Below are 24,491 nucleotides of genomic sequence, written 5' to 3'. Positions count from 1 at the left end.
CTTGCAAGAGAAAGATCGTTATTTAGACCTGCCTCTTGAAGAAGTGATTGGAGACAGGTTTGGACGTTACAGTAAATATATAATTCAAGATCGTGCATTACCTGATGCACGTGACGGGTTAAAGCCTGTTCAGAGAAGGATTTTATATGCGATGCATATGGATCGGAACACGGCTGATAAACCTTTTCGAAAATCTGCTAAAACAGTCGGTAACGTGATTGGTAACTATCACCCGCACGGAGATACGTCTGTTTATGATGCGATGATCAGGCAAAGTCAAGACTGGAAAATGAGACATATGCTCGTTGAGATGCACGGAAATAACGGGTCGATTGATGGAGATCCACCGGCAGCGATGCGTTATACCGAGGCACGTTTATCGGCGATATCTCAAGAAATGCTGTCAGATATTGAAAAAGAAACCGTTGACTTTATGCCAAACTTTGATGATTCTCAAGAAGAACCTGTTGTGCTTCCTTCACGTTTTCCAAACTTGCTAGTGAACGGGTCAACTGGGATTTCCAGTGGGTATGCAACAGATATCCCGCCTCATAACTTGAGTGAAGTCATAGATGCTGCGATTCATCAAATGGAACATCCGAATTGTGATATCGATACATTAATAAAGTATATTAAAGGTCCTGACTTCCCGACTGGGGGCACAATTCAAGGAATTGAAGGGCTGAAAAAAGCTTATGAAACCGGCAAAGGGAAAATTGTTGTACGAGGAAAAGCAGATATTGAAGACATTCGCGGAGGAAAACAGCAAATTATCATAACTGAAATTCCATTTGAGATTAACAAAGCAAACCTTGTTAAAAAAATGGACGAGCTGCGTATTGATAAAAAAGTTGACGGTATAGCTGAAGTACGTGATGATACGGATCGTACGGGATTGAGAGTTGTAATTGAGTTAAAGAAAGATGCAGATGCAAAAGGTGTCTTAAACTATTTATACAAAAATACAGATCTGCAAATATCATATAATTTTAATATGGTTGCAATTTTTAATAAAACCCCGAAACTTCTCGGCCTTAAGCAGATGCTTCATTCTTATATCCAACATCAGAAGGAAGTTGTAACGAGAAGAACATCATACGACTTGAATAAAGCAAAAGAACGTGCTCATATTGTTGAAGGGTTAATTAAAGCCATTTCTGTGTTAGATGAAGTTATTGATACGATCCGGGCATCGAAAGATAAACGGGATGCAAAAGAGCGAATTCAAGAGAAATTCGGCTTTACTGAGGCGCAATCTGAAGCAATTGTTAATTTGCAGCTATATCGCCTTACAAATACAGATGTTACAACTCTTCAACAAGAATCAGAAGAACTATCAAAGCAAATAGAATTATTCGAAAGTATACTTGCAAGTGAAGAAAAGTTAATAAATGTCATTAAAAAAGAATTACGTGCGATTAAGAAGAAATTTGCAGACGAACGAAGAACGAATATTGAAGCAGAGATAGAAGATCTAAAGATTAACTTGGAAGTTGTCGTACCTTCTGAAGATGTCATGGTTTCCGTGACAAAAGACGGGTATGTTAAACGTTCAAGTATTCGCTCGTACACAGCTTCAAACGGAGAGCCTCCCGGCATGAAAGAGACAGACAGGTTGCTAAAGTCGGTTGAAATGAATACGACTGACACATTATTACTGTTTACGAAAGGCGGATCTTATTTGTATCTGCCAGTTCATCATCTACCCGAAGGACGGTGGAAGGATAATGGTCAGCATGTAGCTAACATCGTCTCAATGGATCAAGAGGACACTGTCATTGATGTCATCCCTATAAAAGAATTTAAAGATGATCAATATTTAGTATTTGCTACGAAAAACGGGATGATCAAGCGATCGATTTTGTCTGATTATAAGGCTCAGCGACACTCCCGTTCATTGATGGCTGTAAAATTAAAACAGAATGATGAAGTCATTCAAGTCATGTTGACGGACGGAAAACAAGATTTATTTTTTGCTACACAATTAGGGTATGGCCTTTGGTATTCAGAAGATGAAGTGAGTATTACTGGACAGCGTACAGCTGGAGTGAAAGCAATTAACTTGAAAAAGGAAGATTTTGTTGTGGCTTGTCAGTCTATCAAGGAAGACGAACAACCAGGATTGTTGTTAATTACCCAAAGAGCTGCTTATAAGAAAATGAAATTAAATGTATTCGAAAAAACAAGCCGAGCAAAACGTGGATTACTCATGTTAAAAGAGCTTAAACGACAGCCGCATCGTGTCGTAAAACTTTTCGCAGTTATTTCAGATGATCGAATTAAAGTACAGCCAGAAAATGGTGAAATGGAATCAATTACAGTAAGAGATGTACGGTTTAATGACCGATATACGAATGGCTCGTTTCTTTATGATGTTACCGATAAGGGAGTCATTGTCGATGCTTGGGTTGAACGAGGTGTCGTTCAATCACCATCGAATTCCAAAGAAAATGACGATATAGATATAGATGATGATGGCAGTGACCCGTCAAATCAGACATCTTTATTTTAAATAAGTCTAAAGAGGCTGGACAAAACCCAGTAAATTAAAAATAGAGAGGCGCTCATCCCAATGTTTGGGTGGAGTGCCTCTCTTTATTTTTATACTCTGCTGAACTTTGTCGTTGATTTTCGCTACAGGATGCTCGCTTGCCTCGGGCATTGCCTCAGCTTCCTCGGGAAAACCGCCCTGCGGGATCTTCGCCGAATGCTTTTCCCGAAGGCGTCTCGCCCCTTTCGCTACAATCAACTAATTTTTTGAAACAAAAAGGACACCTTCAGATAAAATTAAAGTAACCACACAATAACTAAACCGGGGGTGTCCTTATGTTTAAATATTATAACATGGATCAAGTTATTTTGCCGTTAGATTTAGAAGTAAAGCTTCAGGAAAAGGATATTGCCTACACTGTAAATGATCTTGTGGAACAGATACCTGATGAAGCCTTCGCCAGTTTTTTGCGTGAAACGGGCAACCTAGCTTACCATCCAAGAATGATGATGAAAGTGATTTTATGTGCTTACACACAATCTGTTTTCTCAGGAAGAAAAATTGAGGCATTACTCAAAGATAGTAATCGTATGATGTGGCTGGCTCAAGGATATGAACCGAGTTATCGTACCATCAATCGATTCCGTGTTCATGAAGAAGTAAAGGAATTATTACGGCAGTGCTTCGTCCAGTTTCGCTGTCAACTTGTGAAAGAAAAATTGATAGAGGAAGAAGCTATCTTTCTTGACGGAACGAAGATCGAGGCGAATGAATCGGGAGTGCATCCCTGTACCGTAAGGAGAAGAAAAAGAGGTATAAAAATAACAATTTCAACTCGGCCAATTGGGAATATGACGAGGAAACAGATTCTTTTACATGCCCAAACGGGCAAAAGTTGCTGTTCCGTTACCTATCGAATCGGAAAGATAAAAGTGGTGAGGATTGTTCAGGTTGCCCGTTCCGTTCTCAATGCACTAAAGCGAAAGAAGGCCATAACCGAAAAATACAATATTGAAAAATGGGAACAGCAAAAGGAATATATCAGACAAAAGCTTTCGGATGAGAAAACTGGCGAGATCTACGGTAAACGTAAGATTGATGTGGAGCCTGTCTTCGGATTTTTGAAGGCTAATTTGGGTTTCACTCGTATGTCAGTGAGAGGAAAGAGAAGGTAAAAAATGAATTAGGTTTTGCATTCATGGCGGTGAACTTGAGAAAGTACACCGCCATGAGCAGTTAATGGGACAAGAGATGACGAAAATACAACTAAAAAGGTTCCGATCATCTTATTTTGATGATCGGAACCTTTTACCAATTACTTCTTAACTAGATTTGTCCCAGCCTCTTTTTTGAGTATAGGAAAACTTGAAAAAAATAGTTGACTATTTTCTATGTTTAAATTAGTATCTTATGTGTACTATTTAAAGTAATACACATAACACATATAATATCGTGCATACGATTAGGAGGTTTTGCAATGATTCATGTACATCATTTGTATTATTCTTATAAGATTGGAAAAAAAGGAAAAGAAACGACTGTACCGGTACTTAAAGATGTGAATATGGAAGTTAATCCTGGGGAAATTGTATCGATCGTCGGAAAAAGTGGTTCAGGGAAATCAACATTGTTAAACTTGCTTTCAGGATATATTACACCTGAGTCTGGTTTTATTGAATATATGGAAACGGATATGACCCCTTTTAATGAAAAGGATTGGGCTGAATTTCGTTTAGAGCACCTCGGTTTTGTTTTTCAAAACTACGAGCTTATCCCTAGCTTAACTGCCTTTGAAAATATTGAACTGCCATTAACACTAAAGGGGATACAAAAACATGAACGAAAAAAGCTTGTCCTGCAGATGCTTGACCGGATTGGACTGGATACACACGCCAATCATTATCCGAATGAGCTGTCCGGGGGACAGCAACAACGTGTCAGTATCGGCAGGGCGTTAATAACGAATCCGAAAATGATCTTTGCTGATGAACCTACAGGAAGCTTAGATTCAGAGACAGAAGAGACGATCCTTGATTTTATTAAGGAATTAAATAGAGAAGAAGGGATTACATTTTTAATCATTACACACGATGTAGAAGTTGCAAAAATTGCTAACCGGACATTGACACTACATGATGGAGTTTTAACACAAGAAAGAGGTGTGGTCAATTGAAGTTAAATGATCAAATACGAATGGTGCGAAGCAATATGAAGAAGAACAAACTAAGAGTCTTTATGACGATTTTAGCAACAACGATGGGCTGTTCATTTCTTATCGTTTTAGCTTCAATAGGTTTTGGTCTACAAGGAAGCATCATGGATGAAGCAACGTCATATCAATCATTAACAGAAGTAAGTATTTATGGAAAAGAAGAAACTAACGAGCATGAGCGATTAAGTACAGAAGATGTTAACGTAATTGAACAGACAGAACATGTAGTGGCTGTTTTAACGACAGATTCTTTATCATCCGGTGTTACGGTATCGTTAAATGAAGAGTATGAAGGCATGACACGCGTAGAACTTATCAATATGGATAAAGCTGAACAAGCAAATGTAAAATTGATTGAAGGGGAGTATCCTAAAGCAAAAGATGAAGTGATCGTTGGATATGATTTTAGAGAAGTTTTAATGGATCAAGATGAAGAACCTTCAAGTACAGAGCAAGATGATCAAATACCGACATATGAAGGAGAGTTACTCGGTGAAACGATTCAAGTTACTTTGCAAGACCTTGAATCTGGAGATGAAGTTGAGACATATGAATTTACGATTGTTGGAGTGAAAGAGGAGCCAACAAGAGATTGGATGGAAGACCGCGGACTCTATACATCCCAGGAGTGGAAAGAAGAGTTTTTAACAGTAACAAATGATGCGGAAGAGAGATTTGATACTTTTGACAATGTTGCAGCACATGTAGGTAATATTGAACATGTTGAATCGGTAACCTCAGCATTGAAGGAACATGGTTTTTACGTTTATTCAATATCAGAAGAAATAAGCAATATGAATTTATTTTTTAATGCATTTAAAGCAGGATTAATTTTTGTTGGAACGATTGCTGTATTAATTGCTTCCATTGGAATTTTCAATACAATGACGATGGCTGTAACCGAACGAACACATGAGATAGGAGTGATGAAAGCATTAGGAGCGAATCCAGCACATATTAAAAAAATGTTTTTAATGGAAAGTGCATATATTGGTATTATCGGATCGGTATTTGGTGTTCTTATCTCCTACGTAGTCAGTTATGCTGCAAACTTTATTATTCCACTCATATTAGAATCAGTGACCGATACACCAGAAATTGACTTTGTATTTTCTTCAATACCGATTGAACTTGTCATTATCTCTGTGTTGATTAGTGTTGGAGTTGCGATGATTTCTGGATATCGACCAGCATCGAAGGCAACAAATGTCAATGTATTATCTGCATTAAGAAGAGAAGCATAAAGTTCTTTACAATTTTATAGAAAGACCATAATATTATTATGTAAACTAATAAAACAAAAGGTGAGGAAAGTGAAAGCAAACTTAGTAAAAGTCATTTTTACTTTTGGATTGTTAACATGGGCAGCGATAATTGGTTATGTCATTCTACAATTTTCTTAATCAATTAAAAGTAGAGAGAGAGGGGAAGCACTAGTTGTTCTAGTGTAAAAATGTTAAGAAACCTCAAGCTAAATAAAGCTTGGGGTTTTTGTTCATGTATATGATTAAGAGATTAGAGTTTCGTATATAGTGAGAGCTCAACTGTCTATCTTGTTTATTCAACAATTGGATCCATATAATTAGGAATGTGAGGTGTGTCCTAAGGTAAGTAAAAGAGTTGTTTAAGAAGGGATATGGAATTATATATATAATAATATATAAGGGATTTATTTTGCCTGTGTAGGTTGTCATTCTAATGAAGCGCCAGAAGTAATGGAAGAAAGTAATGTAACCTGAATAGAAAATAGCGTGGATATTATGCTGTATAAATAGAGGAAAGGTAGAAAGGTTATGTTTCTCATCATTCAATCAACTTGCTGTCAAGAGAATGTGGTATAAACATTGATCTCGAAGCTTTTAATAGGGCAGATGAGAGTATTAGAAAAGAAGAAAGTCGGGAGGCTATGTTTTACTAAAATAAACAGACGAATAAGTAAACAATAATAATATTATGTAAACTAAAATGTTTAAAGAGGGGGAGAGGGTTATGAATATTGAATTTGATCATCTCGTTCATTTTATCGATCGTTCACCTGAAGATGCAAAAGAAGTTTTAAGAAATTTTGGACTTCATGCGGTTAATGGCGGAAATCATCACATTTGGGGAACTCATAACAGTTTATATTATAGTAAAACGAGCTATTTAGAATTTTTAGCTGTTAACGATGAAGCGGTTGCAAAACGTTCAACAAATCCGTTAATTTCAAGACTGTGCAATGATATAACAATTAGTGAAGGATTAGGACAATTATGTTTTAGAACAAATAACCTTCATCAGTTAAGAGAAAACCTTCATGGGAAAGGATTCGGCCAGACAGAGATTTTTAATGGTGAAAGAAAAACGTCAAATGGAGATTGGATTTATTGGCAAATGCTTTTTATTATTCAGCATGATGCATTAACATTACCGTTGCCATTTTACATACAATGGGAACAAACTGACGCAGAACGTTTCAAAGCTTTAAAAGAACATACCATTATCACGAATGAAAATGAATCAAGAGCGATACAAGCAATTGATTTTGTCGTGAACGATGCAGCGAATACAGCAAATCAATGGTGTTTATTATTTAATGATTCATATAAAATTGTTAAAACTAAAATAAATGCCTGGAATGAACAAGGAATGAATATTCAAGTAAATGAAGTAAACTATCGATTTTTCACTGCAAAGAATAATGATTATTTGAAACAAATTATTCGTACTAAAGGTGAACGACCATTTGCAGTATCGTATGATCCGAAAATTAGTGCAAAGCCAATCGAAATTTACGGTGCGTATTATTATTAAAATGACTTAGATAAATACAGGAAAAATTTTTCATTTTGTCTCAAAACTTTAAGTATACTTTTCAATTGAGACTAAATATTATTTTAATCAATTGGTTCCTATAATATATATTATGTAAACTAAAGTCGAAACTCAACAGAGAGCAATAACAACTTCCTCAAGTTCTAATAATTTTCATTTTAAGAACTTCTTCCCCTCCCAAAAAGTTGACGATAATCTTGGTGACCGTTTAGATAACTTACGATCACGTCCTCTCAATTCCTATGTCCGGGATATAATATGTATTGGATCGTCCAAATAATTATACATTTTGGAGGTCGTATCTCATGCAATTTCAGCGAGCCATGGATGAGTTTCTTCCAGCTGTCTTACCTGCACCATTTGGACCTAGAAGAGCATATAATTCTCCTGTTCTTACCTTAAGGTTCATTCCAATCGTTTTACTTCGTAATAGAAATCGTTCATAAAGTGTACAATTTTCCCTCATATTCCCTTAACAAATTCCATTATTATTATTATTAAGAATATAATTAATAATAAAAAATAGAAAAAGGAGATTCGATATGAAAAATAGCCCGAACGGTAGATCGATGCGTTTTCATGTTATGTATCACTTTTATTACCGCACCCCTAGCGATTATTGTGCTAGTATGGTCTGTTGTCAATTGGATTCAGGTTCTAAGCAGTGAACAAAACATCGCAAATGCCTCCCTTCTCTTACTTTTCTCCCTGTGTCTCGTTTTTGCAGTAACAATCATCAGAAGGTACGCGACTAAAACCCAAGATCGGATAATTCGTATGGAAGAGCAGTTTCGACATTATCGATTAACCGGACAAGAACTTAGCCCTATGCTCAAAATTTCCCAGATCATCGCACTCCGAAATTCATCAGATGATGAATTTCCAGAATTGTGTGAACGTGCAGCAGCTGAGAATTTAAATTCTGCTGAAATACGTTCTAATATTAAACATTGGCGCTCAGACACAATGAGAATATAAAATACGACCCAAAATTAAAAATACGCGCATTCTCCTAAAGAGTTTGCGGGTGAATGTTTGCTTGAAGTGTAGCAAGCTTAAACTGATGATTTATGTATTGCCAGGGATAAAAAAACCTTTCGGAACCAAGGTGAACGATGTGCCAAACCCTATTCTAGTACACTTTTTGTATAGCTAGCTCGTAAGTTCTCTAGAATTTACTTTTTACTTCGTTATTTCCCTGCAGCGATATTGTTTTTCATTTCTTCAACACTTTCAACTTCAAACCCTAAATCTAGCAGCATCTGATGATCTTCCGAATCTTCTTGACCTGCGGTGGTTAAGTAATCTCCTACAAAAATAGAGTTTGCTGCGTAAAGTCCTAGAGGCTGTAACGAGCGTAAGTTTACTTCTCTTCCACCTGAAATGCGAATTTCCTTCGTAGGGTTAACAAATCGGAAAAGTGCTAACACCTTTAAGCAATACATTGGGGTTAATTCATTTACTCCTTCTAACGGTGTCCCATCGACTGCGTGTAAAAAGTTAACTGGAATTGAATCTGCATCTAACTCTTTTAAACTATTTGCCATATCAATGACATCTTGCTTCGATTCTTTCATCCCAACAATGACACCTGAGCAAGGAGATATACCGGAACTTTTTACTATTTCGACCGTGTTGACTCGATCGTCATACGTATGTGAAGTCGTGATATTCAAATGATTTCTTTCCGAAGTATTAAGATTATGGTTGTATCGGTCAACTCCTGCTTCTTTAAGCTGTAACGCTTGCTCAGGCTTTAATAATCCAAGACAGGCACAGATTTTCAATCCATATCGTTCTTTTATTTCTTTTACTGCGTCTACGACCTTATCGATCTCTTTATTTGAAGGCCCACGTCCACTTGCGACAATACAATATGTACCGATATTTAAATCGTGTGCTCGCTTTGCTCCCTTAAACAGCGTCTCTTTATCTACCATTTTATATGTATCAATTGGTGCGTTTGAAATGGAGGATTGAGAACAATATCCACAATTCTCAGGACAAAGGCCTGATTTAGCATTCATGATCATATTCAGTTTTACTTTATTCCCAAAGTACCGTTTTCTAACTTGAAATGAAGCATGCATCAGTTGTAAAACATCATCGTTCGGGCATTCTAATATTGAAAGTGCCTCTTCATTTGTTATACTCTCACCGCTTAAAACCTTATTTGCAAGCTCCACCCATCTATTCATTTCATAACCTCCATTTGACTTAATAAGTTTTGGTGAAATTATTTTTTTACATCATTTGCCTCGTCTGATCTCAGTGACTTCATAATTCTTAAAGATAAATAGATCTCCTTTGTAGCTAGAAATATGCATTGTAAACCGATTTTATTTTCATGTTAACATATTACAAATGTAAAGAATGTTAACGTGAATTGTCAATAGGTTAACGGAAAGTTTTTAGGTTCATGAAAGAAAAATTAAGAAAAAGACACATCTATAACTAAAAAAGATCCCGCTATGGCGAGATCGTCAATATGTTAAAAGTATTTTCCCTTTATGATGGCTCGGTGATTCAGCAATCTGAACAGCTTTGTTAACATCCTCTAACTTATACTTAGCTCGTGAGTACTTTAGTTGTAAATGATCACCTTTGAGCAGTGTGATTATATGATTGAATGTGTCTTGCCACGTTTGGACGGATACTTTCGCGTTCCAGTATCGAAGGTGGAACAATTTAACCTCAATATTTGTCCTTTTTGAAATATCACTCCAGTTTATTGGTATACCAGATAATAAACCAATCGTTAAAAAAACTCCGTTTGGTCGAACGCAAAAAGCTAATTCTGAACCATCTTTACCACCTACGGAATCAATAGCCGCTGTCGCACCTACTCCTTTTGTTAATTCCATCACGGTATTGTATAACGGTGTCACTGACGTATTGATGACATGAGACGCACCAAGTTTAAGCAATTCTTTTGTATAATCGTCATTTCTCGTAATAGCAATAAGACGAAACCCTAGTATGTTAGATAATTGTACGAAAATATGTCCGATAGCAGATCCACATGCATTTACTAGTAACGTATCATCTGGTTTTAATTTTAAAGTTTCTGTACATGTAAGCCAAGCTGTTACTGGATTGATGTATAATTGTGCTGCAAGATCATCATCAATTGTCGCAGGTATTTGAATGGCATATTTTGCTGATGTTTTAACGTATTCCTGCCACGTCCCTTCTCCTCTAAGAGGAAGGACACGTTTACCAATAAGACTTTTCGGAACGGAGCGACCAACATCAACGACAATACCAACACCTTCATATCCAGGTATATGAGGTAAATCAATACGATGAGAATATGCACCAGTTATTGGGATGAGATCAGATGGGTTAATTGGTGCAGTTATCATACGCACAAGGATTTCCTCTTCTAATAATGGATTAATACCCCGCTTCTCCATTTTTAATACATCTTTCGGATTGCCAAAGTTATAATATCGAATGCAATTTCCTTCCAAAATAAAGCTCTCCTTTAGTTATCTACCTATGGTAACTAGTTGATCAAAATCTAAATTATAGTATACTTCTTTTTATGTTAAATGACATTTATGAATACTTCATTGGTTTTACACAGCCCCTTTTTTAAAAAAATAAAAGACAATTCACTCGATGAGCAAATTGTCTTCTACATGAAGTAAAAAACTTTGATAGAGTTAAATAGATTTTATAGAATCCTTTAATGCTTTCGCTCCAGTTACGACTTGAAACTCTTTTCCAATCGTAGACTCATTTTCTAAACTTGCAACGATGACATTAGCCACGTCTTCTCTCGGAATTTCAGCAACATCCAAATCATGTCCTACTTCTACTTGTCCTGTTGCTTTATCATTTGTTAGCATGCCAGGATGTATGATCGTATAATCCAAATTTGTTGCCTTCAACCATTCATCTGCATAATGTTTTGCGGCAACATACGGTGAAAAGGACGATGGAGCTTCTTGGATTGCTTCACGTCTTGTGTCAAACGAGCTAATCATAATAAACCGCTTCACTCCAGCAACTTTAGCTGCTTCAATGGTTTTTACAGCACCATCCAAGTCGATTAAAATTGTTTTATCTTTTCCTGTATGTGGCCCAGAACCTGCTGTGAATACGACCGCATCACATCCCTCGGCAGCTTTTGCAATCGTGTCAATGTCGTCTTCGAGATCGACGACTACAGTTTCAGCTCCTAAATTTTCAAAAAAGGATGCCTGCTCCTGCTTACGAATCATTGCTTTTGCTTCTAGGTTATTGCTTCCCTGAATATATGATACAAGATGTTTGCCAATTTGGCCATTTGCTCCAACAATAAGAACTTTCATCATTGTCACCCTTTCTATATGAACGAAATAAGCTTTTTTTACGATAAAGTTTCCCTACTATTGTTGAACTCTTTATCGATGAACTATACCACTATTTTAATGTTTTAAAACCTATCGTATAGGAGTTCTATAAGATACCTGTAAAAACAGGGGTGATGGTAATATTTGTATGTGTATAACTGTTAAAGGTCCGTACATTCTTTTATTTATTGTTTAACAATCGCGTCCTTAATGGAGATACACACTTATATAGAAAGATTTAGTTAAAGAAGACCTCAAAGGAGTATCAATCAAATAAACGAAGCTTCGATCGAAGACCTCTTTGATGCTGTTAATCAAATTTAAGCACCTGTATTGTTATGGTTAGAAAACTTGCTACTTTTCACAAGAAAACATTCAAAATAGTGCAATCCTCATTTGACGTTTATATTCACTTTCACTATTACATTGTTCAATTTTAGGAGTATCTTCTCTAATATTGTCAATCTTAACCCCACTTGCTTTAACAGTTGAAACTATTCTTCAATTTTTCGATGATATTTAACTACTATTTTATTGATTCACTGTTCAACTCGCTCACCACATTAAAAAAATCTTTAACAATCCAATTTGTTTTAGTTGTAGAAGCAGATGCACTTTTTTATTGATGAAAGTATAACAGGATGCTGAATACTAAATATGATTTCTCTGTTTCCTCTAGGGTATTATGAACACGTTGAAATACTTCATTTAAATCGGCTAGATAATGGAAGGCTAATCTAGAAATAACTTGATCATATTGTTTCTCTTTAAAATTTTGGGTTACCATCAACGAAAATTGAACTTTCCCTACTGTTCCACTGAGGTTTTTATTCGCTTCTTTGACCATATTTTCCTGAGCTTTCTACACCATCATAAGAGATATATAATTTTGGTGAAAGTCCCCCAATTAGCATCACCAATCATTTCAAGCAATAAATATTGGTTTTTCAATCATATTGTTTGGACTTACTTCTTGATTTCTCCTACTAACTTTTGAAAAATTGATCATCATTATAAGCTGATGCACCTTTATACTCCATTAAAATCCACCTAGTAGAATCAGCAACTGTGACAACGATGAACACTTCTTCACAATCCCTTGCCAATATTAATCAAACATATCCAATCGACTGCTATTTTTCCCGCACTTTTTGAACATCCTCTTTAAGTAGTTAAAATAACAGATTTATTAATAAATCTATCAATCGCATATAAAAACGCGTTCACCAAATTCTACGAATAATTATTTTATGGCAGCACATGTTAATGAAAATAAAATCAAATTTAAAGGTAAGAGGTGAATAGAACCTATGGGAGAAGAAGAGCTGCTAGACCGAGTAATGGGATTCATGCCTTCACGTCAAGTATTTTGGGTAGCGGTCTTTACTATGCTGTTCATTGTTGCTAATCAATACATCTTCGAGTGGTTGGTGCGAATCACTAGGCAACCATGGATGTACGAACATAACCAGAAGAAGCGTAAAGAGTTACTAGAGAAACAACGAAACGAACGAGTATCGATGCGTAAGTAGCATAGTCGTCAAGTATGTTCATAGTAAATCATGCTCAGTAATGGTTGCTAACGGAAATTTGTAGCTGCAAGGAGGGGCCAAATGAATAACCAAGATAAATATGTTATTTCCCCCCTGGAAATGAGCATCTCCTTGATCGCCTTTATTATCGGTGTTGGGGTTTTAACGATACCAGGGACTTTGGCCGATACGTTAGATACTGCTGATGGGTGGATAACCATCATAGTATCTGGTTTTATGGTCATGGTATTAGTCTTCTTGTTTGTTCACCTGCAAAAACATTTTCCTGGACAGACATTTCTGGAATATTTGAGACAAGGCGCAGTCGGTAAATGGTGGGCTTTTATTTTCGCTGTTTTATTTATCGTCTACTTTGTCACTTTACTAGGTTTTGAAGTACGTGTATTGTCTATCGTCACCGGATTGTATTTAATTGATCGTACACCTACAGTTGTAATTGTATCTAGTATTTTACTTGTAACAAGCTATGCCGTGAGTAAAGGGGTTTCTGGTATTATCCATCTAAATGTACTGTTTACCCCGATTATTTTACTTGTATTACTGGGCGTTCTCTCGTTTAACGTCGATCATTTCGAATTAGGTCCTCTACTTCCACTAGTCCCAAAAGGAGTCTTTCATATGTTTAAAGCGGTACCAGATGTCGCACTCGCTTTTGTTGGAATTGAGATTTTATTTTTTTTCATGGCGCATATGAAAGCAGATAAGCTGTACGCACTTCCATTAAACATCGGGATTGGGGTTATTATGCTTTCTTATGTTTTTGTTACTTTAATCACTTATACTGTGTTTAGTGTGGATGAATCAAAGGTAATCGCATTTACCACGGTTGAGCTGGCCAAAGCAATCGAAATTCCAGGTGGTTTCTTTGAACGGATTGAATCCATGATGATCACCGTATGGACAATGTCTATTTTTAATACAGCTGCCATGTCTCAATTGTTGGCTGTGCACATACTGGAAGATCAATTTTTCTCCCAGATCTCCCCGACGAATCGACCACCAAAAAAAAGCAAATGGCTAGCAGCAGTCATTGTTTTTTTTGCCATCATCTTCGCATTCATTCCCGAATCGGTTACAGAAACGATGCAGTTCGGGGATTGGATAGGAATGTTGGGGATGGGACTATTTCTTTGTGGCATCGTTGTCGGCTATTTCACTGTTTGGTGGAGAAAAAAAGATTCCATTCATACATAATCTTGGTAGCTCTACACATAATGAAACAAATGGGGGTATGTATCATGGATAACCAAGGTAAGTATGTCGCCTCTCCTCTGGAAATAAGCACCAGCTTACTTGCTTATTTTATCGGAGTTGCGATTTTAACTTTTCCAGGACCACTGGCTGTTACACTAGATACAGCCGATGGGTGGTTAACTCTCATCATTGCCGGTCTCGTCACAATGGTGCCGATCGTTCTTTATGTTCATATGCAAAAACATTTTCCAGGGAAAACACTACTGCAATACTTAAAACAAGGGGCACTTGGGAAATGGTGGGCTTTTATTTTTGCTGTTTTATTTTTTGTATACTTTGTCACCTTACTCGGATGGGAAGCTCGTATGTTAAACATTGTACTGGATATGTATCTGTTAGATCGTACCCCAGCTACTGCGATCGTAGCCAGCATTTTGATAGTAACTAGTTATGCAGTCACGAAAGGGTTACCAGGCATCGTGCATATGAACCTTATTTTCGTCCCGATTATCTTAATTGTTTTGCTGTTCGTTTTTCTACTTAATATTGACCAAGTTGAACTTGATGCCTTGCGCCCTATAGCTCCAAAAGGAATTGGTCATGTTTTAAAGGCTTTTCCAGATGTGCTGCTCGGCCTAGTTGGAAGTGAAATATTAATGTTTTTCGTGGCACATATGAAAACAGACCAACTACGTGCTTGGCCAATGAATATAGCTGTTGCAGTAGCCACTCTGTCCTATATCTTAGTCACCATCTTTACATATTTCGTGTTCAGTGTCGATGAGGCAAAAGTGATTCCATTTACAACAATCGAATTGGCTAAGGCAATCGAATTTCCAGGCGGTTTCTTTGAGCATATAGAATCTCTAATGATTACCATATGGACGCTGTCTTTGTTCACGACAATGATCATTTGCCAGTTGCTCGCTATCCATATCATTAAGGATCAATTTTATTCTCAGCCTGACTCGATGAATCCTCATCCAAAAGAGGGAAAATGGCTGACGGCAATTATTGTCTTTGTCGCTTTTATTGTTGCATTCATACCCGAATCAATCACCGAAGCACTTCAATTGGGAGATTGGATCGGAATACTTGCCTTGTTCCTATGGATTACTGGCCTCTTAATTGGTTACATTACCATTTTGTGGCGAAAGAGAGAGACTGGCAAAGTAAAGGAGCAGCGCACCTTATGAAAAGGTTATTTTTTACGCTGTCACTATCCACCTTTGTTTTTTTATTAATTGGATGCTGGGATCGTACGGAAATTGAAGATGTCGGATTTGTGATGGGTGTAGCCTTTGATCCCGTGGAAAATGAAGAGCAAGAAATAGCACAAATCGAACGTGAAATTGGGGAAACCATTCCCGATGAACAGCGCCAGCATTTGTTCCGTCTCTCGCACCAAATTGCTATCCCAGATCGTCTCGGTGAGGCAGGAAACGAAGGCAAAGGAGACGCAACCAACCAAGCTCATTATAATGTCGTCTCCACGAATATAACCAATATGGATGCAGCACGGAGAGTTGCCGCAAAAATGAGCCGTAAATTAAACTTTGAGCATTTAAATATTTTGGTGATTAATGAAGAGCTTGCACGTCAGGGTATGATCATGCATTTAATGGACTTTTATATCCGTGATCATAAAATGCGCCGTCGTACTCACGTCTTGATTTCCCAAGGAGACGCGAAAGCGATTCTAGAGCAACCCGTTCCGCTTGACAATATGCCATCTTTGTTTATCGAGAGATTGATCGAGAATGAATCTCATGTGCTACAAATGCCTAGAATCCGAGAAGTTGGTGATATATCCGAACGGCTCATCGGCAAACGCAGCTATATTATTCCCCGTATTACAACGAGTGGAAATGAAGGAGAATTTGTTGTAGCTGGAGCTGCTGTCATCCATGGCATCGAGAATAAAATGATTGGATGGTTAGGTGAGTATGATATAAAAGGATACAACTGGGTAATGGGGGAAGCCGAAAACGGCGTGCTGAGAGTGAAAGTTGATCGTGAGGAACTGGATGTAGGATCCTATATCATCTTTGAAACGGATGAAATGGCAACAGAAGTAGAATATGAACGCAAAAATGACCAGAACATTTTCAATCTTGAGATTAAAGTCGAAGGCATGTTAACGGAAAGCTGGATGCATGATGTAGATATCAATGACCAAGGGACCCTCCGCCAGTTGGAAGCTGAAGTTGAAGAGACAATCGAAAAGCAGGCTCGAGATGTCATTGACAAAGGGCAGCATGAGTTTCATACTGATGTGTTTGACTTTATAGAACAGGTTAAACACAAAGAATATGATTATTGGGAAGAAATACGTGAGACGTGGGACGGTGAGGATCAAGCGTTTCAACAAGCTCGGGTTTCTATAAATGCCACCGTGAAAATACGACATTACATGCTTCAGGAAAATTTGGATTGACACAGGATAAGTACGGAAAGAGGTGTAAATCAATGTTGAAGAAGCTATTCAAAAAATTAAACACCTATGAAGTACGTGAACAAGATGAGTATAATGTCATTCTTTCTCCCCACCTTCAGGCTACGATTAATTCCGTGCAGAACATTGTCGGGGAAAGTGACGATGTTGTCCTCCGGGATCTGATCATTGGCGACTCTATTCCTGCGGGATTGTTTTATATTAAAGGGGTGTGCGATGAAGAAACGATCGAAGACGATGTGCTTAAACCTCTCATTCACCTATCTAAAGAAAAATTAAAAGACGTGAATACAAAAGACCTTCCCAATGTATTAAGCGAGAAAATCCTGTCCGTTCTTTCTGTATCTGTTTATGATACGTTTGATGAAGCGTTACTTCCATTTATGTCCGGTGATGCCATACTTGTTGTTGATGGGGTTGAAAAACTTATAACGTTAGATACACAGCATTCCGAAAAACGTAGCGTTGAAGAGCCTGAAACTGAAGTAGTGGTTCGTGGGCCGAGAGACGGTTTTATCGAAAACGTCCTAACGAATATTTCTTTGATACGTTCCCGAATTAAAGATCCAAATTTCACGGTGCAATTAGGTGAAATTGGCCGTCGATCAAAAAGTAAATTTGCTATCATTTTTATGAAAGGTATTACGAATGACGATTTAGTGGAGGAAGTTCGTTACCGTATTGCTTGTATTGATACGGACATCGTACCAGAATCCGGCGTTTTGGAACAGCTTGTGCAGGACAATGTTTTTACGGTATTTCCACAGTTTTTATATACAGAACGCCCCGATAAAGTCGTGCGTGCTCTGATGGAAGGTCATGTGGTTATATTACTTGATGGGACACCGTTTGCACTCATCACTCCTATGACGCTTCAAGGATTACTCAAATCACCGGAAGATTATTATGAGAACTGGTTAATAGGTTCACTGATTCGCGTTTTACGTTACGGTGCAGCATTTATATCGATCTTTTTACCAGCTTTATATATAGCTGTGGTCTCGTTCCATCAAGGAATGATCCCTACACAACTCGCCCTTTCCATTGCTGCAGCTCGAGAAGGTGTACCTTTCCCTTCCTTTGTGGAGGCGATTATCATGGAGATCTCATTAGAATTGCTACGTGAAGCCGGTGTTCGCCTGCCGCGCATCGTCGGCTCTACTATCGGGATTGTTGGAGGCATAATCATAGGAGAAGCAGCGGTTCGAGCAGGGTTCGTCAGTCCGATTATGGTCATTGTCGTTGCAATAACGGCTATTTCCTCTTTCGCTCTTCCAGCGTACAATGTAAGCATTGCTTTTCGTATTTTACGATTTATCATGATGTTAGCTGCGGCAACGATCGGTCTATACGGAATGGTTCTCGTATTTATATGTATCATTATCCACCTTGTCGGCCTGCGCAGTTTCGGGAGTTATTATCTCTCTCCTTTTGCCCCATTCCACATAATGGACTGGCTTGATCTCATCTTCCGTGCGCCGATGTCGGTTATGAAAAATCGGCCATCGGAACCCCAAAATATCGATCAAAAAAAGCAGGTTTAGCATTCAGATGTTCATACACTTCCGCTACGTAAGGTGCTCTGGATTTTGAAAAGGTAGGAGTAAACATATGAGTTAATAGGAGAATGTCTCCTTTTTTGGACCTAGATCTACAAGTTTACCCTCATTTGTATGATGACTAGATCGTATTCTTTTGCTGCTTCTACCATTATGATGGGAAAAAGCTTAAATAGTTATATAGTGACGTTACAGGAAGTTTTTAGACACGATTAGCAGACTGATTTTACCTCCCCTGCAACATGGAAAAGGTATTATTTTAAATTTTAGAGTCGATAAGGAGTTGAAACAAGTAGATGCCGTATGCCAAGGAAAAACGTCAACCATCTATTTATTATGAAAAGATAGGAAAAGGAACTCCAGTTATTTTTATTCCTCCACCAGGTGTTGGCCACCTTACATTTCGTTATCAAGTACCTTTACTGAATGAATGTAAGTTAATCATGTTTGATATAAGAGGTGATGGTCGCAGTGGTAGAAGTTCTGTACCGATGACAATGTCACAGCTTGCTTATGATGTGAAACGAGTTTTAGATTCTAACAAAGTGAGAAAAGCGGTAATTTGTGGCTACTCAAACGGGGCACTCATCGCCCAAGAATTTGCGCTCACATTTCCTGAACGAACAATGGGTCTCATACTCATTGGAGGCTACCCTGCAGTAAAAAGCTTTTTGTTGGAAAAAGAATATCAAATCGGCATATGGGCCGCGAAAAATGCGCTAAAGACCCTTTTAGGATCAGCTCTTGCTAAAAGTCATTTCACTGACAATCAACATGCAGAGGAATTATATCATGAAATGAAACGAACAGATTCAAATATGTTGGCAAAGCAATATGATCTTGGCTTACATTACAACTGCATAGATCGGCTACACCATATAAGTGTACCTTTATTATTAATTTACGGTGCTAATGATCATTACATCCAATCATATCAATATGTTTATCGACAATTACTCCGAGATGTTGAAGTTGTACATGTCGAAAAAACAAAACATCAAGTTCCAACAAAGTCCCCTCAAGCGTGTAATGCTTTAATGAGAGAATGGATGAGACGGAAGAACTTAATTCCAGCATATTAGCATTACCAAAGGTGGTTTACTACGTTCTTTAAACGATCGTTTAAATGATCATAAACAGGCTTCTATTTATAACCGATAATGACTGAAAAGGTCCATAACATAAATACGATATATTTAAGAAGACCAATGGTTATTGTTTATTGGTCTTTCATCACTTCGCTATTTATTGAATTCTCCCTTTAGCGAATATTATTATGTTACATTTACTTTTTCATCTTCCTCTTCCTCTTTTTTCAATTTCCATAACCGATATAGATGAGTGACAAAAACTTTTGAAATGGCATATGTCGGTATAACCAGAACCATTCCAACTATCCCGATAAAACGACCTGCAACTAATACTAAAATTAAAACCGTTACCGGGTGGATCGACATTTTCTTTCCAATGATTTGAGGTTGAACAAAAATACTCTCGATTTGTTGAATGACAACAACAATGATTAAAACGAGTAGCGCCTGTAAAGGAGAGTGTAGCAGACCAACAATAACAGATGGAATTGCACCGATCCATGGCCCCACATAAGGGATGACATTTGTAATCATACCGATAATCGCAAGGATCAATGCGTACTCGATCCCTATACTTACAAAACCAATATAGTAAAGGAATCCAATAAAGAAACAAACAATTAGTACCCCTTGAATGTAATTACTTATTGTCTTATCCATGTTTGTTAAGATTGGTTGAACCAAGATTTGTTTTTCTTTACTAAAAAATTTTAGTAAATAATTAGGGAATTTCTCCCCTTCCTTTAATAAATAGAAAAGGATAAAAGGTACAATAATTAAAAGGAGTAACATACTAAATATTGTACCGATAAAATCAATCGTATTTGCAACAAGATCACCTAAAATCACACTTACAAAAGCACCAAATTGTTCAAGTTGTTCTTCCAAATTAAAGAACGCTTCTAAACCAAAACGTTGTACAAGTTCAATATCCTGAATACTCACGAGTAATAATTGTAAGTCTGTAATAATATTGGGGATGCTGTTAATTAAGTTTGTAATTTGTTTTTGCAATTCAGGTCCAATAATTGAAATGAGACCAATTCCTAATCCAAGTAGAGATACATATAATATCAATATTGCCAGCGCTCTTGGTGCTTTTTTACTTAAAAAATGAACGGCAGGTCTAAATAAATAGTAGAGTATTCCTGAGAGAAGGATTGGAACAAATAAAGTTTGGACAAACACAATTAAAGGCCTAAATACCCAATCAATTAAACCTCCTAAATAGAAAATGAGAAATATCATTAAAATAATTGAACCGGCTTTCAAAATATTTAAATACACGTAGAAAATTCCCTTCTTTTACTGCAACTATATTATGTACTTGTTTAAGACGTCAGTCGTTAACATTATGATGCTTCTTAACTATTTATTTAGAACGGCTAAGATTTTGATTTAGTTTATTTGTATATTTATTTCCCTACTCCCTGTTAACGATACTGTAATCGTTAATATTTTTTCATCACGTACTCAAAAGAGTGACAGACGGCGATTGCCCATCTTATTCGAATAGTGCTGTGCAGTTTATTCGCAGATAGAGATTTCGAATTTTATTGGATTATATAATGAAAAAAGAGGTGGTGTTCTCCAGACACCTCCTCTCTTGGCCTTCGTGTTTCCTTATCAAGCTGACCGATTGTTTCCTGACTCTTTTTCGTTCGGTCGCTGCCTTTTACGAATGTGACGCTTTTTTAATATATCTTCCAAGTAACCTGTACCGAAAAGAACTCCTAATACAATGAATAAGAAACCAATCGTTTGAGATAAAAATATCGGTTCTCCTAAAAAGAAGAAGGAGCCAATCAAAGCAAAAAATGGGACAAAGTTATTAAATATGGCCGTTTGCCCCGCTCCGATTTGATTAATGGCAGCATTATAAAGAATATGGCCGAGCCCTGTAGCGAATATAGCAGAAAGGAGAAAAACAGACCAGACGATAACTGACCCATTTTTGAACTCCTGAAAACCACCAGGCTCGAAAATAAAGCTTGTTACAAGTAAGAACATTGAGCCGATTAGCAGCATAATTGCAGTCATCTGTCTAGATGATAACGTCGATGTTACCTTTTTAATGACGATGAAACTAAACGCTTGTGCAAGCATAGAAATAAAAATGAGGACATCTCCTCTGGATACTGTATCGACAGGTCCACTATTAAATACAACGATAGCCACCCCCGTGAAACCGAAGATAATCCCTACTGTTCGAAGCCATGTTAACACATCACGAAAAAAGATGATCGCGAAAATTGAAGTGGCAAGTGGTATTAAACCGAGTATTAAAGCAGCATTTGATGCTGTAGTTTCCATTAATCCTATTGCTAGCAATGAATGATGAGCTAACTGGCCAAAGATCGCAGCACATATCGTATAACGCCATTCAGTCCTCGTTAGCTTCCGTAAATCTTTCAAAAAATATAAAACAATCAATGCGCATAAACCAGCTAAAAATATTCGCGAACTTTGCATCGCAACAGGAGGAAAATAGTCTATTAAAAATTTTACCGCAACTACATTCAGTCCCCATATAAACATAACGCCAATAAGTAAAATGTAAGTACCTGACCGTGACAGCTTTACCCCTTCTTCCTACTATGAATCTGAGTTTAAGCGGATGCTAAGTTAATTAAACTTCGGATATATCGAAATGCAGTTATAAAGTCATGCGCTTCGAAGCGATGGGTATCGGCATGAACTTTTTCAACGATAGGCAGGATTTCCGCTGCATCAGCAAACCCTGTATGTACGTATGTTAAATCGACTACGTATGGTCCATCGATTTTAAATGGTTGAACATCATTACGTTTTTCTAAGGCTGAGATCATCTTTTGCTTTATGAGTGATTGTGACTTTTCCGGTGTGAAATTACGAGCGGTAACACGGTTTATCGTTTGTTTGACTATCGCAGTTTCAATTGAAGGAATCAATTCCTTTGCCTCTTCTCCTGCATATTGACACCCAGTTACTAAAATTGTAGGCACACCGAATGTCCCAGCAATTGCTGCATTTATCCCAATTTCACCATAATCAACTCCGTTAATACGAATGTTGCGGACGACCCTGCCGTTAAAAGAATGATTTAATATACCTGGTTGCCCCATTCTTGCGTGATGTCCTAATAATATCGCAGCATCAAAGCTTTCATCAATCCCCTCCATCATAGCTAGAATTTTAGGAGATCCAATGATGTACTCTGCATTTGAGTGGAGTAACTCAGGTATTAAGTTTCTCATCGTACCGTGCGAATCATTGACAATGATTTCTTTCGCCCCGGCTTCAAGTGCACCTTCAATTGCCGCATTTACTTCCTCTGTCAATAGTTTTCTTGCACGGTCATGCTCTATTCCGCTTCTGCCAGTATGTTCTTGATGAACGACCCCCGCTACTCCTTCCATATCTGCAGAAATAAATACTTTCATTTCGCTACACCCTTTCAATTTTATCATTTCGTATTCTTCTTAACATTCTCGATCCATTAAACAGCGCCCACGGTTTTTCTTTTTCTTCACGAAAATAAAACCGAAGTGGCTTTTCATTTTTTATCATAACGAGTGTGTCTCGTCCACTTGCTCGAAGTGCCATTTCTTCACCGTCTATGTAAGCGAATAATTGGTCATAATTGCGATAGATTGAAACAGGTCCACTTTCCTTTGAAACGTATTCACCTTCAAATTTGACTTGCTCTTCAATCGGCATTGGGTATACCGGTTCTTTGTATTTTTTATAATCGAGAGGGAGCGATAGTGCTGCATTTACTGCAGCATGCCAAATATCCCCTGCGCTAACACCTCCGACATTCGTTAATACGGAAACGACTAACTTTTCTTCTGGGACAAAGCCAAAATGAGATGACACACCAGGTTGTCCTCCTCCATGCTGGACAATCGTATATTTGTCAGCATATGCAGGAGTTACGTTAAATCCAAATCCGTAATATGTACCTCTGCCAGTTTCGTGAACGGGCTCCCACATTTTTTGAGTGAATGGATACTCGCCATTTACATAGATTTGACCATATTTTAATAGGTCGACAACCGTTGAACGGATTCCCCCGCCAGTTTCATATGTCCCTAGTGCTGGCCACTGTGAGATAGTCCATTCATGTGTTTTCCGGTTCATGTTGTACGGAATAGAGACGTTACTAAATTTATTCACTTCTTCTAAGCTAAAAGTTGACCTTGTCATATTTAATAGTTCGAGATATTGATTCGTTATATAGCGTCTGAATAACTTGCCTGTTAATTTTTCAATGATTGCACCTAACAATAAAAATGTATCATTGCAATAGCTGAAATAATCTCCTGGTTTGCCAAGGAGTTCGTATTGCGCAGATTTGATATATGAAAGGTGTTCGTTATAAGTTTCGATTTGTTCTCTTCGTTCCATTGGTGGCATACCTGTTGTATGAGATAGAAGGTGAGAGATTTTGATCGTAGTCATATCTTCCACTCCATTTAAATAAAACTCAGGTAGGTGTTTCACGACAGGATCATGTATAGATAATAATCCGATGTTTTCCAATTCAAGTATTGCTAGAGCAGTAACTGATTTCGTAACCGAAGCAATTCCGAACATTGTTTCGGGGGTTGCGGGCAATTGTTTGTTCACATCTCTAAAGCCGAATCCTTTTTGAAAAAGGGTGTCTCCTCCTTTAGATATTCCGATTGTTAATCCGGGTATATGCTCTATTTCCATTATATTTCTTATGTAATCCTCTAATTGAGTCCATCCGTTATTCAACATTGAGTTACCTCCTATCTATCTATTACATTCAACATA

Annotated in this window: 19 protein-coding genes and 1 pseudogene; 11 read left to right on the top strand and 9 right to left on the bottom strand. The window is 37.5% G+C overall.

The annotated features are described in order from the left end of the window. The first annotated feature begins 1 nt into the window (after position 1). The 5 genes and pseudogenes from parC (at position 2) to CD001_RS17430 (ending at position 7,496) form a co-directional block, all read left to right on the top strand. Positions 2-2,512 carry a DNA topoisomerase IV subunit A gene (gene parC / locus CD001_RS17455; RefSeq protein ID WP_096188893.1) on the top strand — a complete coding sequence of 837 codons (2,511 nt, stop codon included), beginning with the start codon at positions 2-4 and terminating at the stop codon, positions 2,510-2,512. 314 nt (positions 2,513-2,826) lie between these two features. Then, positions 2,827-3,731, top strand: a pseudogene (locus CD001_RS17445) (transposase). Between the two features lie 237 nt (positions 3,732-3,968). Further along, a complete protein-coding gene (locus tag CD001_RS17440; RefSeq protein ID WP_096188891.1) occupies positions 3,969-4,664 on the top strand; it encodes an ABC transporter ATP-binding protein in 696 nt (231 codons plus the stop codon). Next, positions 4,661-5,947, top strand: coding sequence for an ABC transporter permease (locus CD001_RS17435; protein ID WP_096188890.1), 1,287 nt, complete (start codon positions 4,661-4,663; stop codon positions 5,945-5,947). Before CD001_RS17440 ends, CD001_RS17435 begins: the two co-directional genes overlap by 4 nt. Before the next feature lie 745 nt (positions 5,948-6,692). Continuing rightward, a complete protein-coding gene (locus tag CD001_RS17430; RefSeq protein ID WP_179298801.1) occupies positions 6,693-7,496 on the top strand; it encodes a VOC family protein in 804 nt (267 codons plus the stop codon). Between the two features lie 334 nt (positions 7,497-7,830). On the opposite strand, the gene CD001_RS27365 is transcribed toward CD001_RS17430, so the two are convergent. After that, positions 7,831-7,926, bottom strand: a complete 96-nt coding sequence (locus CD001_RS27365; RefSeq protein WP_407081147.1) for an ATP-binding cassette domain-containing protein — start codon at positions 7,924-7,926, stop codon at positions 7,831-7,833. Positions 7,927-8,096: 170 nt separating this feature from the next. On the opposite strand from CD001_RS27365, the gene CD001_RS26975 reads away from it, so the two are divergent. Beyond that, positions 8,097-8,495, top strand: coding sequence for a DUF6526 family protein (locus CD001_RS26975; RefSeq protein WP_257009847.1), 399 nt, complete (start codon positions 8,097-8,099; stop codon positions 8,493-8,495). A gap of 212 nt (positions 8,496-8,707) precedes the next feature. On the opposite strand, the gene bioB is transcribed toward CD001_RS26975, so the two are convergent. The 4 genes from bioB to CD001_RS27360 form a co-directional block, all read right to left on the bottom strand. Beyond that, positions 8,708-9,715, bottom strand: a complete 1,008-nt coding sequence (gene bioB / locus CD001_RS17420; RefSeq protein WP_096188888.1) for a biotin synthase BioB — start codon at positions 9,713-9,715, stop codon at positions 8,708-8,710. Positions 9,716-10,000: 285 nt separating this feature from the next. Continuing rightward, a complete protein-coding gene (locus tag CD001_RS17415) occupies positions 10,001-10,993 on the bottom strand; it encodes a zinc-dependent alcohol dehydrogenase family protein (protein ID WP_142303612.1) in 993 nt (330 codons plus the stop codon). Positions 10,994-11,185: 192 nt separating this feature from the next. Next, positions 11,186-11,839 (bottom strand): SDR family oxidoreductase, encoded by a 654-nt coding sequence (locus tag CD001_RS17410; RefSeq protein ID WP_257009846.1) that lies wholly within the window; start codon positions 11,837-11,839, stop codon positions 11,186-11,188. Between the two features lie 637 nt (positions 11,840-12,476). Beyond that, positions 12,477-12,704: a methyltransferase domain-containing protein gene (locus CD001_RS27360; RefSeq protein WP_096188885.1), complete on the bottom strand. Its 228-nt coding sequence runs from the start codon at positions 12,702-12,704 to the stop codon at positions 12,477-12,479. 766 nt (positions 12,705-13,470) lie between these two features. Between CD001_RS27360 and CD001_RS17395 the strand changes: the two genes are divergently transcribed. The 5 genes from CD001_RS17395 (at position 13,471) to CD001_RS17375 (ending at position 19,700) form a co-directional block, all read left to right on the top strand. Further along, positions 13,471-14,604: a GerAB/ArcD/ProY family transporter gene (locus CD001_RS17395; RefSeq protein ID WP_096188883.1), complete on the top strand. Its 1,134-nt coding sequence runs from the start codon at positions 13,471-13,473 to the stop codon at positions 14,602-14,604. A 44-nt stretch (positions 14,605-14,648) separates the two neighbouring features. Then, positions 14,649-15,800 (top strand): GerAB/ArcD/ProY family transporter, encoded by a 1,152-nt coding sequence (locus CD001_RS17390; protein ID WP_179298799.1) that lies wholly within the window; start codon positions 14,649-14,651, stop codon positions 15,798-15,800. After that, complete coding sequence (locus CD001_RS17385) at positions 15,797-17,041, top strand: Ger(x)C family spore germination protein (protein WP_179298798.1); 1,245 nt, start codon at positions 15,797-15,799, stop codon at positions 17,039-17,041. Before CD001_RS17390 ends, CD001_RS17385 begins: the two co-directional genes overlap by 4 nt. A 32-nt stretch (positions 17,042-17,073) precedes the next feature. Beyond that, complete coding sequence (locus CD001_RS17380) at positions 17,074-18,603, top strand: spore germination protein (RefSeq protein ID WP_096188880.1); 1,530 nt, start codon at positions 17,074-17,076, stop codon at positions 18,601-18,603. Positions 18,604-18,914: 311 nt separating this feature from the next. After that, positions 18,915-19,700, top strand: coding sequence for an alpha/beta fold hydrolase (locus CD001_RS17375; protein WP_096188879.1), 786 nt, complete (start codon positions 18,915-18,917; stop codon positions 19,698-19,700). 192 nt (positions 19,701-19,892) lie between these two features. Here the strand turns inward: CD001_RS17375 and CD001_RS17370 are convergent, their stop codons facing one another. The 4 genes from CD001_RS17370 to CD001_RS17355 all read right to left on the bottom strand — a co-directional run bounded on the left by CD001_RS17370 (position 19,893) and on the right by CD001_RS17355 (position 24,455). Continuing rightward, positions 19,893-20,996 carry an AI-2E family transporter gene (locus CD001_RS17370; RefSeq protein WP_096188878.1) on the bottom strand — a complete coding sequence of 368 codons (1,104 nt, stop codon included), beginning with the start codon at positions 20,994-20,996 and terminating at the stop codon, positions 19,893-19,895. Between the two features lie 339 nt (positions 20,997-21,335). Beyond that, the gene (locus CD001_RS17365) at positions 21,336-22,256 is read right to left on the bottom strand and encodes a DMT family transporter (RefSeq protein WP_306454113.1); all 921 of its coding nucleotides are present in this window, start codon (positions 22,254-22,256) and stop codon (positions 21,336-21,338) included. A gap of 62 nt (positions 22,257-22,318) precedes the next feature. Further along, complete coding sequence (locus CD001_RS17360) at positions 22,319-23,131, bottom strand: M55 family metallopeptidase (RefSeq protein ID WP_096190662.1); 813 nt, start codon at positions 23,129-23,131, stop codon at positions 22,319-22,321. 4 nt (positions 23,132-23,135) lie between these two features. Beyond that, positions 23,136-24,455, bottom strand: coding sequence for a serine hydrolase domain-containing protein (locus CD001_RS17355; RefSeq protein WP_096188876.1), 1,320 nt, complete (start codon positions 24,453-24,455; stop codon positions 23,136-23,138). Between the last annotated feature and the right edge of the window lie 36 nt (positions 24,456-24,491).

The sequence above is a fragment of the Evansella halocellulosilytica genome (assembly GCF_002335745.1).
Classification (GTDB): domain Bacteria; phylum Bacillota; class Bacilli; order Bacillales; family Salisediminibacteriaceae; genus Bacillus_CA; species Bacillus_CA halocellulosilytica.
Note: the sequence above shows the minus strand (reverse complement) of the source record. Positions and strands in the feature narration are given on the sequence as shown.

Excerpts from the sequence above, each read along its gene's own strand:
- CD001_RS17440 (WP_096188891.1), top strand. The coding sequence starts at position 3,969 with ATGATTCATGTACATCATTTGTATTATTCTTATAAGATTGGAAAAAAA.
- CD001_RS17430 (WP_179298801.1), top strand. The coding sequence starts at position 6,693 with ATGAATATTGAATTTGATCATCTCGTTCATTTTATCGATCGTTCACCT.
- CD001_RS27365 (WP_407081147.1), bottom strand. The coding sequence starts at position 7,926 with ATGAACCTTAAGGTAAGAACAGGAGAATTATATGCTCTTCTAGGTCCA.
- CD001_RS26975 (WP_257009847.1), top strand. The coding sequence starts at position 8,097 with ATGTTATGTATCACTTTTATTACCGCACCCCTAGCGATTATTGTGCTA.
- bioB (WP_096188888.1), bottom strand. The coding sequence starts at position 9,715 with ATGAATAGATGGGTGGAGCTTGCAAATAAGGTTTTAAGCGGTGAGAGT.
- CD001_RS17410 (WP_257009846.1), bottom strand. The coding sequence starts at position 11,839 with ATGATGAAAGTTCTTATTGTTGGAGCAAATGGCCAAATTGGCAAACAT.
- CD001_RS27360 (WP_096188885.1), bottom strand. The coding sequence starts at position 12,704 with ATGGTCAAAGAAGCGAATAAAAACCTCAGTGGAACAGTAGGGAAAGTT.
- CD001_RS17395 (WP_096188883.1), top strand. The coding sequence starts at position 13,471 with ATGAATAACCAAGATAAATATGTTATTTCCCCCCTGGAAATGAGCATC.
- CD001_RS17390 (WP_179298799.1), top strand. The coding sequence starts at position 14,649 with ATGGATAACCAAGGTAAGTATGTCGCCTCTCCTCTGGAAATAAGCACC.
- CD001_RS17385 (WP_179298798.1), top strand. The coding sequence starts at position 15,797 with ATGAAAAGGTTATTTTTTACGCTGTCACTATCCACCTTTGTTTTTTTA.
- CD001_RS17380 (WP_096188880.1), top strand. The coding sequence starts at position 17,074 with ATGTTGAAGAAGCTATTCAAAAAATTAAACACCTATGAAGTACGTGAA.
- CD001_RS17375 (WP_096188879.1), top strand. The coding sequence starts at position 18,915 with ATGCCGTATGCCAAGGAAAAACGTCAACCATCTATTTATTATGAAAAG.
- CD001_RS17360 (WP_096190662.1), bottom strand. The coding sequence starts at position 23,131 with ATGAAAGTATTTATTTCTGCAGATATGGAAGGAGTAGCGGGGGTCGTT.
- CD001_RS17355 (WP_096188876.1), bottom strand. The coding sequence starts at position 24,455 with ATGTTGAATAACGGATGGACTCAATTAGAGGATTACATAAGAAATATA.